This is a genomic window from Anaerotruncus colihominis (assembly GCF_010206195.1).
GTDB lineage: Bacteria > Bacillota > Clostridia > Oscillospirales > Ruminococcaceae > Anaerotruncus > Anaerotruncus colihominis_A.
Genome location: NZ_VIQT01000011.1, coordinates 1 through 13,900, shown reverse-complemented (window position 1 = coordinate 13,900; position 13,900 = coordinate 1). Strand labels below are relative to the sequence as shown.

Here is a 13,900-nt window from a genome sequence, read left to right as displayed (position 1 = left end):
TAGTACGAGAGGACCGGGATGGACGTACCTCTGGTGCACCAGTTGTCGTGCCAACGGCACAGCTGGGCAGCTAAGTACGGATCGGATAAACGCTGAAGGCATCTAAGCGTGAAGCCGGCCTCAAGATAAGATATGCCACTGAGTAATCAGGTAAGACCCCTTGAAGACTACAAGGTTGATAGGCCGCATGTGGAAGCGTCGTGAGGCGTGCAGCAAGGCGGTACTAATCGGTCGAGGGCTTGACCAGGCGAAGCTTGGTTTTGAAAGCAGGGAAGTTTCATTGTTCGATTTTGAGGGTGCGTGAAGAGACATGCGCCATTAGCTCAGTTGGTAGAGCAGCTGACTCTTAATCAGCGGGTCCCGGGTTCGAGTCCCTGATGGCGCACCAGAAGAAGCTGTGCCTTTAGGGCGCTTGCGATAGAGGTTCCGGCCGAAGGGGGCCAAAGAAGAGCGGTACCGGAGGAAGGCAATCCTTTCGAGGGGACGCACGAGACGGCCCGTTGGTCAAGCGGTTAAGACACCGGCCTCTCACGCCGGTAACGCGGGTTCGATTCCCGCACGGGTCACCAGAGGTCATGACCGTCCATGGGGCGGTGGATGATATATACAGAGCCTTTACGGCAGGCGACGAGACGGCCCGTTGGTCAAGCGGTTAAGACACCGGCCTCTCACGCCGGTAACGCGGGTTCGATTCCCGCACGGGTCACCAGAGGTCATGACCGTCCATGGGGCGGTGGATGATATATACAGAGCCTTTACGGCAGGCGATGCGGAAGGGTACTTCCGTCGGTGAAATATGTCGTTTCCATAGCTGGTATTTATTACGCTGAGGTCCCACCTGTTCCCATCCCGAACACAGCAGTTAAGCTCAGTTGTGCCGACAATACTTGGCGGGTGACTGCCTGGAAAGATAGGTCTTTGCCAGCACTTGCCGCAGTATGTTTCTCATGCTGCGGCATCCATCTTCTTTTATATTCCTCAATAGCTCAGCCGGTAGAGCATGCGGCTGTTAACCGCAGGGTCGTTGGTTCGAGTCCAACTTGGGGAGCCAAACATGCCGCCGCATAGGCGGCGGCATGTTTCTTATTTCGGGCCATTAGCTCAGTTGGTCAGAGCCACCGGCTCATAACCGGTTGGTCCGGGGTTCGAGTCCCTGATGGCCCACCACAGGGATTTTTATAGTATGTAAATACTTTATGTGGACAAAATAGGGGTATAGCTCAGCTGGTAGAGCAGNTATGTTTCTCATGCTGCGGCATCCATCTTCTTTTATATTCCTCAATAGCTCAGCCGGTAGAGCATGCGGCTGTTAACCGCAGGGTCGTTGGTTCGAGTCCAACTTGGGGAGCCAAACATGCCGCCGCATAGGCGGCGGCATGTTTCTTATTTCGGGCCATTAGCTCAGTTGGTCAGAGCCACCGGCTCATAACCGGTTGGTCCGGGGTTCGAGTCCCTGATGGCCCACCACAGGGATTTTTATAGTATGTAAATACTTTATGTGGACAAAATAGGGGTATAGCTCAGCTGGTAGAGCAGTGGTCTCCAAAACCACGTGCCGAGGGTTCGAATCCTTCTGCCCCTGCCAATTTTTCTTACAGACGGATGTCTGTATATGCTGCTATGGCTCAGGTGGTAGAGCGCGTCCTTGGTAAGGACGAGGTCACCAGTTCAAATCTGGTTAGCAGCTCCATGATAGTATAAAGAAAACATCCTTTTGTTTTTAAAACAAAAGGATGTTTTCTTTATACTATCAATTCTATTGAGTGTTCTGCTTCTTGACAAATTACACCTTTTAGGTATAATTATAATGGAATTAGGAGGTATTGCCGTGGCTAAAACAGATCATAAAATTAAGTGGATTACCCGTACAGCCTTATGTACGGCGTTGGTATTGCTGGTCCAGATGATTGGTAAATTATTGCCCGCTGGAGCGGTGATTGCTGGACCTTTCAGCCTCAATCAACTGATAACCGGCTCCTTAGTCAATCTTGTACTGATTTTGGCAGCGGCAAGTGTAAGCGCCTGGTCAGGTGTGACATGCGGCGTGATTTCCTCAATACTGGCAGCTTTACTTGGTATGACGCCAGTACCTTTTATTGTACCTGCGATTGCATTAGGCAATGCTGTAATCGCGGTAGCGGCCTGGTTCTTTTTTAAGGAATTAAAGGGTACAGGAATGCGTGTAACAGGTGTTGTGCTCGGCGCGGCAGCAAAGTGCGCAGTATTGTGGCTGACGGTTCCTGCGCTTCTGAGGATTTTACCCGATATTCCGTCAAAGCAAGTACAGATGTTGTCTGTAATGTTTTCCTGGCCACAGTTTGTAACTGCAATAATTGGAGGCATTCTGGCGCTTACCGTTTATCCGGCGCTGTGCCGATCATTTGATGGTCATATGAGGTAAAGCAAAAAAAAATGAGAGTGTGCAAAGGAGCCCAATGGATTTCCATTGGGCTCCTCTTTTGCTTATTTGGCCGATACATATGGCGTGATATGGTAGATGTTTCTCTCAACATGGATATCATCAAGCAACCGCATAGGCTGCGATTACTACAAACAGCAGCATCGTGCACAGAGTATGCAGAGAGAGCGCGGTGGAGATATATTCGCCGTCCTTTCCAACATCCGCAAACAAGGGGATGATGAAGGGGGCAGGCAAAGCGTAAAGCACCATCAAAGCCAGATGCAGGTTCTTGTCATAGGGAACAATGCTGAAGATCAGCGCGCTGATCATTACAAGAAGAATTCCCATCAGAACCAGACGGATGAGTACAGTGATCGCCACCGGCTTCAAAAGGCTCTTTTTCAGATTCAGCTCATATCCCACCACAAGGAGCACCAACGCGCTGGTAGGCGCGGTGATTGCGCTGATGGTTCCAGATACAATACCGCTGACCGGGCTGCCGGCGACAAAGGTCCCCAAACCTGCCACCCCAAGGATGATACCCAGCAGCATTCCCACAAAACATCGGTTCGTGACCATGTTGCGCAACATCATCCTTGCGGACAATGTCTGGCCGTCGGTCGATTTCAACACCGCTAGAAAAGCGGTATAGGCAAAGACGGTCTGTCCAAGATCCACGGCCGCAAAGCCGGACTGTTCACCAGTCAGCAGCCCATAAAGAGCGTATCCCAGCATACCGCCTTCGGCGCCGGACAACAGAAAGGGCATAAATTTTCCATAAGGCGCAGCCAACCGGCGCAGCCCGAAGCCCGCGGCCATTGTCAGGCAGAAGCCGATATACACCGCTACAAACAGCATCGCGACAGTCAGGCTGTACTTCGCCGTAAAAAAAGCGTTGAAGAGAACAACGGGCAGCGTGATATTGCTGATGACAGATTTCAGGCCCATCAGGCCCCCCTGATCAAAAATCTGCCTGAAGCGGCACCAGCAGCCCAGCACAAGCAGAATTAAGACCGGAAGCACCATTTCCAGTACACGCAGGAACAAAGCAGTTCCCCTCCTCACAAAAAAGAAGGTGGACAAAGATGCATCCGGCAGCACAAGACCGCGGCCAGTTTCTCTGTCCACCTTGATTATTTCTTCTTTAGCCGTTGATCATATCCTGATAGAACTCATACGCCTGTTTGTCGGTATAGCCCTCATGGACAATTTTGCCGATTGCCTGCGCCATCTCGACAGGATGTGTGCTCTGGAAGATATTGCGGCCCATATCGACGCCGTGCGCGCCCTTGCGCATAACATCGTATGCGAGATTCATCGCGTCGGGTTCCGAAAGCTTTTTACCGCCCGCAACCACAATCGGGACAGGGCATGCAGCCACGACTTCCTCAAAGTTTTCACAGTTGTAGGTTTTGACAATCTGGACGCCCATCTCCGCGATGATGCGTGTTGCCAGCTTGAAGAAACGGTCGGTACGTTCCATGTTTTTGCCCACGGCGCAAACGCCGAGCGTGGGGATGCTGTAACGCATACCGGCATTGACGACCTGGCTCAGATTGTCAATGCTGGAAAGCTGGCCGTCGGCCCCGATGAAGGTCTGAACGGCCATACAATCGGAATTCATGCGGATGGCGTCCTCGATGTCCACAGCCACGGTTTCAAAGCTCAGATCATCCTGAAGCATACTGGAGCCGGAGGATACGCGCAGAGCAATCGCATTGGTCAGCTCGGGGGGGACGCATGTGCGGATTGCGCCGCGTGTGCCCATGAAGCAGTCCACATAGGGTGCCAGCTTGGGAAGAAGCAGGTCCAGACGCTCCAGGCCCGATGTGCTCCCCATGAAATAACCGTGGTCAAATGCGAACATTACGGTGTTGCCGCTCTTTGGATTGAAAATATTGGCCATATGACGCTTCATACCCCAATCCAAGCTGTTGCAGCCCTTTAAGTAAAAGCCGTTTTGATTGGCAAACGGTACGTCCGTATGGTATGTTTTTGCGACCTTTACACCTTCCAGATCCGCCATAATATATGTCCTCCTTTAGATTTTATGAATTTTACAATATAAATAAATCTGCTGGCAAAGCATTCCTGCTCCGCCCCTGTGAGGCTACCGCGCCCGCGGCAGCCTCACAGGGGCGGAGCACAGCCCCGAAGGGGTGCCCCGCACGCCTGTTTGTGGAGAAAGAAAAAATCAGAAGTTGTAGTCGTTCATGTTCTCAGCGGTATAAACGCTGGTTTCAGGAAGGAGCACGACGCCGTTGTTCGTCTCGGCGGTGGCGGCGCCTTCTGCGATGCTTTCATTGGCGAGAACTTCACAGTCGCCGATTCCGGGGATGCTGATCACATCGCCGACCTTAACGGTGTTGCCAGCCGCCATGTAAGCCGCCAGATAGCAGCCCATGGCGCCCTGGATGCCGCAGTCCCACAGGCCCCAATTGTAAAGGGTGCCATTGCTGCAATATTCCTTGATCGCATTGGGGCTGGCAAAACCGGTGATGGTGATATTGTCCTGATTGTAGCCCTTGTTCTCGGCGGCCTGGAGCTGTCCGGGCAGAGCCGTGGAGTCGTTGCAGATGATGACGTCAATGTCAGAATGCGCGGCCAGAACGGCCTCGCCGATGGTGATCGCTTTCTCAGCGTCCTGCTCGGAATAATAGTTGTCGGGGGCCACGTTGGTCCAGTTGGGATATTCTTCTTTAATGATTGCCTCGCCGGCAACCTGCCAGCTGTTCTGGTCGGTAACAGTCGCCTGGGAATAGTGCCAGCAATAAGTAACCTCGTCGTTCTTCGGGTCGATACCACGTTTCTCCAGACCTGCGCAGGCCATATCGACGAGCATGCGGCCCAGAACCTCGGGGGTGCCCTGAGAAACCATCAGGGTGCGGTCGGCAGGCTGCGCGTCGGAGTCCCAGGTGACGACCGCCACGCCAGCCTCGGTAGCTGCCTTCAGCGCGTCGGAAACGCCGGCTGCGTCAACCGTGGAAATGCAGATCGCATCAGCGCCGGAAGCAACAGCGGTGTTGACGACCTGCACCTGATCCGCTACTGCGGCATTGGCGCTGCCGGTGTAATCAACCGTGATGCCCCAGTCGGCGGCATACTTCTGAGCGCCTTCGTTTGCGGCCTCAAAGAAAGCGTTGCCGGTCAGCTTCGGGATAAACGCGACGGTCTTTCCCTCAACAGAGACAGCGGCGCCTTCAGCGTCAGAGGATGCTCCCGCGGCGCTGCTTGTCTCTGGGCTGGCGGTGCTGGCGGTTCCGGCATCGGCCGCCGGACTGGCGGCCGGCTCGGGATTCGCTGCCGGGGCGCCTCCTCCGCATGCAGCCAGAGACATTACCATTGAAACAGCCGCAAGAAATGCTATGGTCTTTTTCATGTGTACTTACCTCCTGAATTTTATATATTAGAGAAGAAGGGGGAATGCGGCTTCTCTAATTACCCAAACTCACTTTGCTCCCTGCCTGACGCCAGAAAAATTCTGTTTCAATCGGGCCATAAAGGCCACGACCTTTGGCTGCTGCGCCATGGCGCGTCCAACGACCACGACGATCAGCAGAACCCCGATGGGAATATCCAGGTATTGCGTGCTCACCCCGAAGCACAAAGGCAGGCCGAAACGGAGGATGCCGATGATGAGCGCGGCCAGAGCCGTGCCGATGGCGCTGCCCTTACCGCCTGTGGAGAGCGTGCCGCCCAGCACGCAGGCTGTGATGATGTTCATTGTCAGGGTGCTGCCCAAATCGCTCTTTGCGGTGCCGAGATAGGAAGTCAGCACAATGCCGGCTACCGCCGCGCTGATGGCGCTGAGTATGTATGTGGACAGAATGATAAGCCTGGAATTGATACCGGAAAACTCCGCCGCGTTTTGATTCACGCCCACCAGGAACACCTTGCGCCCATATTTGCTTTTGTGAAGCAACAGATAGGCGATCAATGTCATGGCTGCGAAAATCAAAAGCTGCGAGGGGATCACGCCGAACAATTTGAACTTGGTTAAAGCCTTGAAGCTGTCGGGGAACCCGCTGATACCCTGATAGCTCTCGGTAGAACTGAGGGTCGAGATCAGCAGCGCCACGCCGGCATACAGGAAACTGCCACCCAACGTGACCACCATGGCCTGCACGCGGCAATAGGCGATGAAAAAGCCGGAAAGCGCGCCGCAAAGAGCCGCGGCGACAATGGCCACCAGTACAGCCGCCCATATATTCAGGCCAAAGTCCTGCCATGCCACGCCGATGGTGATCGAGGTCAGACCGACGATCGCGCCCGCCTGAATATCAATGCCGCCGGTAATCATAACGAATGTGACAAACAGGCTGATCAAACAGATCGCGATGAAGTCATTGACGCTTGAGAGCAGCAGCGGTATCCGCAGGAACTTGGAATTGGCCGCGCCAAAAATGACAAATTCCAAAACAAGGAACAGCAGCAGAAAGGAGTTCCAGTTGCGCAGCAGAGATTTAAAATTTTTGGGATGACTGCTTTTCATTCGGCTCATTCTGCAAGCCCCCCTTCCTTGAGACTTGTTCGTGCTGCCAGCCGCTGATGACGGCTCCGGACTGAGGCGCGATGCTGGATGACCGCGTCGAATACAACGATCGAAATCAGGATGACGCCAGTAATGGCGTTGTCATAATTTGAGGAAAATCCCATGAATACCAGCAGATAGCTGATGGAACTCATGATGACCGCGCCGATTGCCGCGCCAAGCACGCTGCCAACGCCGCCGGTCAGGCTGATGCCGCCCAATACGCAGGCTGCTACGGCTTTCATCTCATATCCGTTTCCGCTGGTGGATGTGACAAATCCGATGCGGCTGCAAAAGATAATTCCCGCGATCGCAGCCATGATGCCGCAGATGACATAGGCGATCACCTTGGTGCGCACGGGAGAAATACCCACAAGGGTCGCGCCGCCGGCGTTGTCGCCTACAGCAGTGAAGTACCGGCCCTTTTTCGTGCGCGTCAAAAGCAGATGGACAGCGACGACCAGCAGGAAAGCGCAGCAGAAGTAGACAGTGAGCCGCCCTGCCATGGTCGCCGAGGAAAAATCCTTAAACGCTTTGGGTAGATTTTCCACCCAGGCGCCGCCTGAGTAAATATACATGGCGCCGCGTAGAACACCGTTGACGCCCAAAGTAAAGATCAGGGATGGAACTCCCATCACTGCGACGCCCCATCCGTTGATCAGCCCCACCGCAGCGCCGATCAGAATTCCCACCGCGAAAGCGAGCGGCCAGTTGCAGCCGTCCCGCAGCAGGCTGCCCACAACTGTGGCTACAAAGCCAAGGCAGGAACCCACGGAAACATCAATTTCACCGACGATGATCGCAAAGGCCATGCCAACCGCGATCAGGATATAAACCACCGCGGAGTTGAACACAGCGGCGATATTTTCCGAGGAAGCAAACGAGGGATTGAGCAGGCTGACAATCACAAATAAAGCCACCAGGAATAATGCGCTCGTTGCCTCTCTCGCCTTTAAAGCCTTTTTCAGCAGATTCATACATTTGCCTCCTTTCCGGACAGGCCGAAAGATGCGCTGGTCAGGTTATCCTGTGTGATCTGCTCCTTGGAAAACTGCCCATTGAGCCGGCCCTGATAGATTGTGACAGCCCGGTCGCTCAATTCTATGATTTCTTCCATATCGGAGGAAATCAACAGAACAGAGACGCCTTTTTTGCTCAACTGCTGAATGATATTGTATACATCCGCGCGGGCCGCGGCGTCGATGCCGCGGGTCGGCTCATCCAAAATGACCAGTTTGGGATTGCTGGAAAGGCTTCGGCCGATGACCACCTTTTGCTGGTTTCCGCCTGAAAGGCTTCCGACGAGCTGATCCTGCCCGGTGACCTTGATGCGGAAATCATCTACATATTGCTGCGCCACCCGGTACTCCTCTTTGCGGTTGAGAAAGAAACGCCCCATCCGCAGGCTGCCCAGAATCGCGCTGGTCGTGTTTTCGGCCACAGAGCTTATTTTAAACAGGCCATCGGCATGCCGGTCCTCTGAGACATAATTGAGTCCCGCTTTCATAACGTCCTTGGTTTTAAGCCCGGTGATATCCTTTCCGTCCAACAGCACCTTGCCGCCCAACACCTTATCCTTGCCAAAAATGGTCATCGCCATCTCAGTGCGTCCAGCGCCGACGACCCCGGCCACGCCGAGAATTTCGCCGGGATAGACCTTCAAGGAGATATCGGTAAACCCATATCCGCTGAAATGCGAAAGCTCCAGCACAGGGGGCTTGGAGTAATCAACCGAGCTGTCTGTGTTGACCTTTTGGACCGTCATGTCCAAGGGAAGCAGTCCTTTGACCAGATCGTCTTTGGTAAAGTCGCTTACGGGGCCGGAGAGGGTCACGACGCCGTCGCGCATAATCGCCACGGTGGTCGCAATCTCAAAAACCTCATTGAGACGGTGGGTGATATAGATAATGCCGATCCCCTTGCTCTTGAGATCCTGTACACAGCCAAAAAGGCTTTCCACTTCCTTAAAGGTGAGCGCGCTGGTAGGTTCGTCCAAAATAAGCACCTGTGCGTGACGCAGCAGGCCCCGGAGCAATTCAACAAGCTGCTGCTCTGCGATGGAAAGCGTACTGGCCTTTCGGTCAAGCTCCAGACGCCAGCCGATGCTCTCCATTGTCTCTACCAGTTCCTTGCGCAGCTCCCGCTGCGGCCGGTTGAAACCGATCAGGATATTTTCCTCCACAGTCATATTGGGAAAAAGCAGAGGCTCCTGCGGCACCATGTATACACCGTTGGCGAGCGCTTCCGAGGGCTTTCCCACGGTCATTTCCTTGCCGCCCACCATGATCTCCCCGCTGTCGTGCGAATAGATTCCCATGATGATCTTCATCAAGGTGCTTTTGCCGGCGCCGTTGCCGCCGATCAGAGCCAAGACCTCGCCTCTGTCCAAGTCCATGCTGATTCCTTTAAGCACGGCGTTGTAGGCAAACGATTTGTAGATGTTTCGGACCGACAACAGTTTATCCCCGTCAGGTGAAGTTGGCTTTGTCAAATCATTACCCCCTCAGGAATACATAAAAGTTAATAGCCATGTCTTTTGTTTATCTAAAGAATAATATTTTTTGGTGGGGTTGTCAACTGTGCTTTTTTCATATATTTTTTAATTTCATAATATTTTTAACAAAAATTTTAAAGATAATAAAAATAATTTATCCTAAATTTCTTTATTTTTTTAATTTTTTGTGTACATTGTTTGCGGATTAATTTTGGGATTTGTGCGTTATCACAAATTTTTGCTAAAGGTGCTTTGAATAGGCTTCGGATTGACATCTAAAATTAAGAATGCTATACTATTTTTGTGGAACAAAATTATCGGAAGCGAATTTTTGTTAAGCTTTTGGCGCTTCGTTTGACGTGGGCGAGGGGAGGTCAATATGAACGGCGATTTTTCCTATGAGGAAACTTTGATGATTAAAGCGGCCTGGTACTATTATATGGAGAATTATACTCAGCAGAATATATCGGAACTGTTGAAGATCAGCAGGGTGCGGGTGATCCGGCTCTTGGAAAAGGCGCGCCAGGACGGCGTTATCAGCTTCCATATCCGGCAGGACAGCGACCGAAGAATGCAGGTGGAAAAGGAATTGATTGCCCGTTTCGGCCTTCAGGACGTGTGGGTCGTTCCAGTCAACGGACAGGTCGGCGATCTCAACGAGAGCCTTGCGCAGGCCGCCGCCATCTATATCAGCGACCGGCTGGACAGAAATTATTTCGTCAACATGGGGTACGGCGATACCCTGAGCCGGGTCCTGAATCATCTGGCGCGCAGGGCGGAAACGCCGGTCAATGTGGTCGCGCTGACAGGCGGGGTGAACCATTACCTGCCCAACGCCCAGTCCAGTATTTTTAACGCGAGGCTGCATCTGATCCCCTCCCCGCTTTTTTTGAGCAATCCTGAAATGGTGGAGGAAATTCGCAAGGAAGTCTCGGTGCAGCGCATTCAACAGATGAGCCGGGAGGCGGCCATGACGGTGGTGGGAATCGGAAGTATGAGCGAAGACGCCACCATCATCAAAAACAGCATTCTGACACAGACGGATTTTCTGCTGTTGACGATGAAAGGCGCGGTGGGCGACCTGCTCAGCCGCTTTATTGATAAGGATGGGAACCCGGTTGAAAGTGGATTGGATAACAGGCTTTTGAGCACTTCGCTTGAGGAGCTGAAAAAGATGAACAATGTCATCGGCGTGGCGGGCGGACGGCACAAGGCGGAGGCCATCCGCGCGGCGCTCAGGGGCAACTATCTGGATATCCTGATTACCGACGAGGAGACCGCCGCCATGCTGCTGAACGCCTCCGAAGCATCCCGATCGATTTAGGGGCCGTTTGATTTATGAAAAATAATATTTTATAAAAAGGAGTTGGTTCCACAATGGCGAAATACCTGATGGCGGTAGATGCAGGGACCGGCAGCGTCCGCGCTGTGGTTTTTGATCTGGACGGAAATCAGATAGGATGTTCACAGCAGGAGTGGACGCACCGCGAAGATCCGCGCTATCCTGGCAGCATGGATTTTGACTGGGTACATAACTGGGAGCTTGCCAGCGGGTGCATCCGGGATGTCCTGCGTGAAACAGGCGTTGCCCCAAACGAAATCGCCGCGGTTTCCACCACGTGTATGCGGGAGGGTATCCTGCTGTACGATCGGGATGGCAACGAGATCTGGGCCTGCGCCAATGTGGATGCGCGAAGCACCGACGAGGTGGGCAGGCTGATCCGTACAAATCCGGAGCTGGAAAAGCAGCTGTACCAACAGTCCGGCCAGAGCTACGCGCTCAACGCGATTCCCCGTATCCTGTGGGTCAAGGACAAGATGCCGGAAATTTATGAAAAGACCGCTGCGGTGGGGATGTTCAACGACTGGCTGATCTATAAGCTCACGGGCGTGCTTGCCGTGGAACCAAGCAACGGCTCCACCACAGGCCTGTTCGACCTGCAGAGCCGCAATTGGGACCCTTCGATCGCCCAAAGGTGCGGCCTGCGCGGCGATATCTTCCCGCGGGTGCTTGAAAGCGGAACGGTAGCCGGTGCAGTGAATGAGTCCGGCGCGCTCCAGACAGGTCTTGCACCAGGGACGCCTGTCGTGGTCGGCGGCGGCGACTGCCAGCTTGGGACAATCGGCGTGGGAGCCTCCGACCCTGGGCAGGCCGTGGTATTCGGCGGAAGCTTCTGGCAGTATGAGTTTAATACGGAAAGCGGCAAGACAGATCCTTATGGCCGTGTGCGCGTCAACTGCCATGCGGTTCCGGGATTGTGGCAGTACGAGGCGCTGGCCTTTAAACCCGGCCTGGTCATGCGGTGGTTTCGCGACGGCTTTTGCCAGATGGAGAAGCAGGAGGGTGAAAGGACCGGCCGGGATCCCTATGCGCTGATGGACGAACAGGCCGCCAAAGTCCCCGCGGGCAGCTATGGCATGGTGTGCTGTTTCAGCGATGTGATGAATTTTATCAACTGGAAGCATGCGTCCCCCACATTTACAAATTTTGAGCTGGACCCGGAAAAATTCAACCGTTATACGTTTTACCGCGCAATTCTTGAAAATACGGCGATGCTGGTGAAGGGCCATATTCAACTGGTTAAAGATGCTGTCGGCGGCGAACCGGACCGGCTGATCTTTGCCGGCGGAGCCTCAAAGAGTCCGCTGTGGTGTCAGATTTTGGCGGATGCGACGGGCAAACCCGTGGTGACGCCGGTTGTCAAAGAAGCGACTGCGCTCGGCGCCGCGATCCTTGCAGGCTATGGCGTGGGGATCTACCCGTCGATCACCGAAGGGGCGCGCCGCTGCGTTAAGATAGACCGCACCTTCCAGCCGGACTTTGGCAATCATGAGATCTATGAGAAGATGTACAGGCAATGGCGGGAGATCTATCGCGCGCAAATGGAGCTGTGCGACCGCAAGCTGACCAAAAACATGTGGATTGCCCCGGGGTTGTCCTGAATCCGCAGGTGCGCAAGCGTCCCCCATCTTGTGTCGTGAAAAGCGCCGGCTAGCCGGATATCCCTGAGAACACAAACAGAAAAAGGAGAGACAACCATGTTTATTATCAATGAAAATGACCGCGAGTACCGTTTTGGAGACAGCGGTCCCAAGTACCTGATGAAAGGCCCCCGGATGAATTTTGCTGTGGTGCAGTTTATGCCTGGCCAGGATTTCCACGCCCACTATCACAATGTGATGGAGGAGGACTTCTTTATCCTGGAGGGTAAGATCGATATTGTCGTGGACGGGGTGGTCCACACGCTTTCTGCCGGTGACCTTATCCACATTGAGCCGGAAGAAGTCCATTACTGCCGCAATGCCTACGATGTTCCGGTCAAGATGATATCCACGCTTGCCCCCTATCGCGAGGCGGATAAGATCGAGGCTGAAAATCCAAAGTATTGAGCGTTATCGTATTTTTCAAACAGCCCCTAATATCCAAAAATGCGGATGCTTTTTTGGTGCAAAAACGGGCTGCCTGTATAAAACAGGCGGCCCGTTTTTTCGTTATTTAATGATGACCTCACAGACTGTAAGCGTGTGCCTGCTTACAGTGAATCGGATTTCAAGGCCGGCGTATTCCATGCCGTAAACACGGTCCGGCGCATTTTGATAGGCCGGACGCGGGTCCTGCGCCAAAACAGCCAGCAGGGCGTCGCGGCGATCGGGCGGAATGCGCTCCAAAAGCCCGGCCGGGATCTCTACCTGTAAAATCCCACTGTGCGATTGCAGGGCAAAGCCGCCGGAGGCATCCGGATGGGAATCAACATATGGCAGATACGGTTTGATATCATAGATGGGGGTGTTGTCCATCAAATCGGCGCCGGCCACATGAAGAACAGGACCGACGGGGCTTTGCAGTTCAATGCGTTCGAGGCGCACCGATGAAAGGCCGATCGGGCTTGGGCGGAAAGGGGAGCGGCTGGCGAAAACCCCCATGCGCGTGTTTCCGCCGAGACGCGGCGGCCGGACGGTGGGCGCCCATCCTTGGCGCGCGGTTTCGGAAAACTGCCAGATCAGCCAGATGTGGGAGTATCCTTCAAGCCCTCTGAACGCGTCCGGGCTGCGATAATCCGGTTCAAAAACTACGGTTGCCTTCAGCTCGTGAATCAAGCCGCTTTGACGCGGAATTCCAAATTTGGCGGGAAAATCGCTGTGGATATGCGCAATGATTCGCAGCGGTATGTTTTCTGACATATGATACCTCGCTTGGGATGATTGTCTCAAGATGGATGATTCGATAAAAAATGTACAGGCGTTTTAGGGCTTGTTTGGTGATATGGGATGTTTTTTATTGTAGGAAAGAACAGTTTAACCGTCAAGATCTGCGCCGAAAATTGGTAATGATCAACGGCGGGCAGACATTGGTTTTGTCTGGATGGTTCTTTTTTTACCTCTGCGGGCATAAAATACGTTGAAACATGACAGAATGGTAACAAAAGAAGAAAACTCGGATTGAGAGATTACAAAATAGAAACAAACTAATTAC

Annotated in this window: 11 protein-coding genes, 9 tRNA genes and 2 rRNA genes; 15 read left to right on the top strand and 7 right to left on the bottom strand. The window is 53.4% G+C overall.

Annotated elements, in window-relative coordinates; translation table 11 throughout:
- From FMM72_RS09915 to FMM72_RS09860, 12 genes are all read left to right on the top strand, one after another.
- Positions 1–247, top strand: a 23S ribosomal RNA gene (locus FMM72_RS09915); the annotation flags it as partial.
- A 65-nt stretch (positions 248–312) separates the two neighbouring features.
- Positions 313–388, top strand: a tRNA-Lys gene (locus FMM72_RS09910).
- A gap of 106 nt (positions 389–494) precedes the next feature.
- A tRNA-Glu gene (locus tag FMM72_RS09905) sits at positions 495–569 on the top strand.
- Positions 570–634: 65 nt separating this feature from the next.
- A tRNA-Glu gene (locus FMM72_RS09900) sits at positions 635–709 on the top strand.
- A gap of 101 nt (positions 710–810) precedes the next feature.
- Positions 811–927: ribosomal RNA gene (rrf, locus tag FMM72_RS09895) — 5S ribosomal RNA — on the top strand.
- Positions 928–975: 48 nt separating this feature from the next.
- Positions 976–1,051 (top strand) — tRNA-Asn (locus tag FMM72_RS09890).
- 39 nt (positions 1,052–1,090) lie between these two features.
- Positions 1,091–1,167 (top strand) — tRNA-Ile (locus tag FMM72_RS09885).
- Between the two features lie 108 nt (positions 1,168–1,275).
- Positions 1,276–1,351 (top strand) — tRNA-Asn (locus tag FMM72_RS09880).
- 39 nt (positions 1,352–1,390) lie between these two features.
- Positions 1,391–1,467 (top strand) — tRNA-Ile (locus tag FMM72_RS09875).
- A 42-nt stretch (positions 1,468–1,509) separates the two neighbouring features.
- Positions 1,510–1,585: transfer RNA gene (locus tag FMM72_RS09870), tRNA-Trp, on the top strand.
- Between the two features lie 29 nt (positions 1,586–1,614).
- A tRNA-Thr gene (locus tag FMM72_RS09865) sits at positions 1,615–1,690 on the top strand.
- 138 nt (positions 1,691–1,828) lie between these two features.
- On the top strand, positions 1,829–2,401 hold the full coding sequence (locus FMM72_RS09860) for an ECF transporter S component (protein ID WP_162221322.1): 573 nt from the start codon (positions 1,829–1,831) through the stop codon (positions 2,399–2,401).
- A 120-nt stretch (positions 2,402–2,521) separates the two neighbouring features.
- Here the strand turns inward: FMM72_RS09860 and FMM72_RS09855 are convergent, their stop codons facing one another.
- The 6 genes from FMM72_RS09855 to FMM72_RS09830 form a co-directional block, all read right to left on the bottom strand.
- The gene (locus FMM72_RS09855) at positions 2,522–3,448 is read right to left on the bottom strand and encodes a hypothetical protein (RefSeq protein WP_243157777.1); all 927 of its coding nucleotides are present in this window, start codon (positions 3,446–3,448) and stop codon (positions 2,522–2,524) included.
- A 97-nt stretch (positions 3,449–3,545) separates the two neighbouring features.
- Complete coding sequence (gene lsrF / locus FMM72_RS09850; RefSeq protein ID WP_160210856.1) at positions 3,546–4,427, bottom strand: 3-hydroxy-5-phosphonooxypentane-2,4-dione thiolase; 882 nt, start codon at positions 4,425–4,427, stop codon at positions 3,546–3,548.
- A 168-nt stretch (positions 4,428–4,595) separates the two neighbouring features.
- Entirely contained in the window at positions 4,596–5,780 is a 1,185-nt protein-coding gene (locus FMM72_RS09845; RefSeq protein ID WP_160210857.1) for a substrate-binding domain-containing protein, read from the bottom strand.
- Between the two features lie 69 nt (positions 5,781–5,849).
- Entirely contained in the window at positions 5,850–6,902 is a 1,053-nt protein-coding gene (locus tag FMM72_RS09840) for an ABC transporter permease (RefSeq protein ID WP_180322914.1), read from the bottom strand.
- The gene (locus FMM72_RS09835; RefSeq protein ID WP_162221321.1) at positions 6,899–7,909 is read right to left on the bottom strand and encodes an ABC transporter permease; all 1,011 of its coding nucleotides are present in this window, start codon (positions 7,907–7,909) and stop codon (positions 6,899–6,901) included. The genes FMM72_RS09840 and FMM72_RS09835 overlap by 4 nt, the downstream gene beginning before the upstream one ends.
- Positions 7,906–9,423, bottom strand: coding sequence for a sugar ABC transporter ATP-binding protein (locus FMM72_RS09830; protein ID WP_160210859.1), 1,518 nt, complete (start codon positions 9,421–9,423; stop codon positions 7,906–7,908). Before FMM72_RS09830 ends, FMM72_RS09835 begins: the two co-directional genes overlap by 4 nt.
- A gap of 382 nt (positions 9,424–9,805) precedes the next feature.
- Between FMM72_RS09830 and FMM72_RS09825 the strand changes: the two genes are divergently transcribed.
- From FMM72_RS09825 to FMM72_RS09815, 3 genes are all read left to right on the top strand, one after another.
- Entirely contained in the window at positions 9,806–10,750 is a 945-nt protein-coding gene (locus FMM72_RS09825) for a sugar-binding transcriptional regulator (RefSeq protein ID WP_160210860.1), read from the top strand.
- A 53-nt stretch (positions 10,751–10,803) separates the two neighbouring features.
- Entirely contained in the window at positions 10,804–12,369 is a 1,566-nt protein-coding gene (lsrK, locus tag FMM72_RS09820; RefSeq protein ID WP_162221320.1) for an autoinducer-2 kinase, read from the top strand.
- A gap of 96 nt (positions 12,370–12,465) precedes the next feature.
- The gene (locus FMM72_RS09815; protein ID WP_160210862.1) at positions 12,466–12,816 is read left to right on the top strand and encodes a cupin domain-containing protein; all 351 of its coding nucleotides are present in this window, start codon (positions 12,466–12,468) and stop codon (positions 12,814–12,816) included.
- Positions 12,817–12,918: 102 nt separating this feature from the next.
- Here the strand turns inward: FMM72_RS09815 and tsaA are convergent, their stop codons facing one another.
- Positions 12,919–13,608: a tRNA (N6-threonylcarbamoyladenosine(37)-N6)-methyltransferase TrmO gene (gene tsaA, locus FMM72_RS09810; RefSeq protein WP_162221319.1), complete on the bottom strand. Its 690-nt coding sequence runs from the start codon at positions 13,606–13,608 to the stop codon at positions 12,919–12,921.
- Positions 13,609–13,900 lie beyond the last annotated feature (292 nt).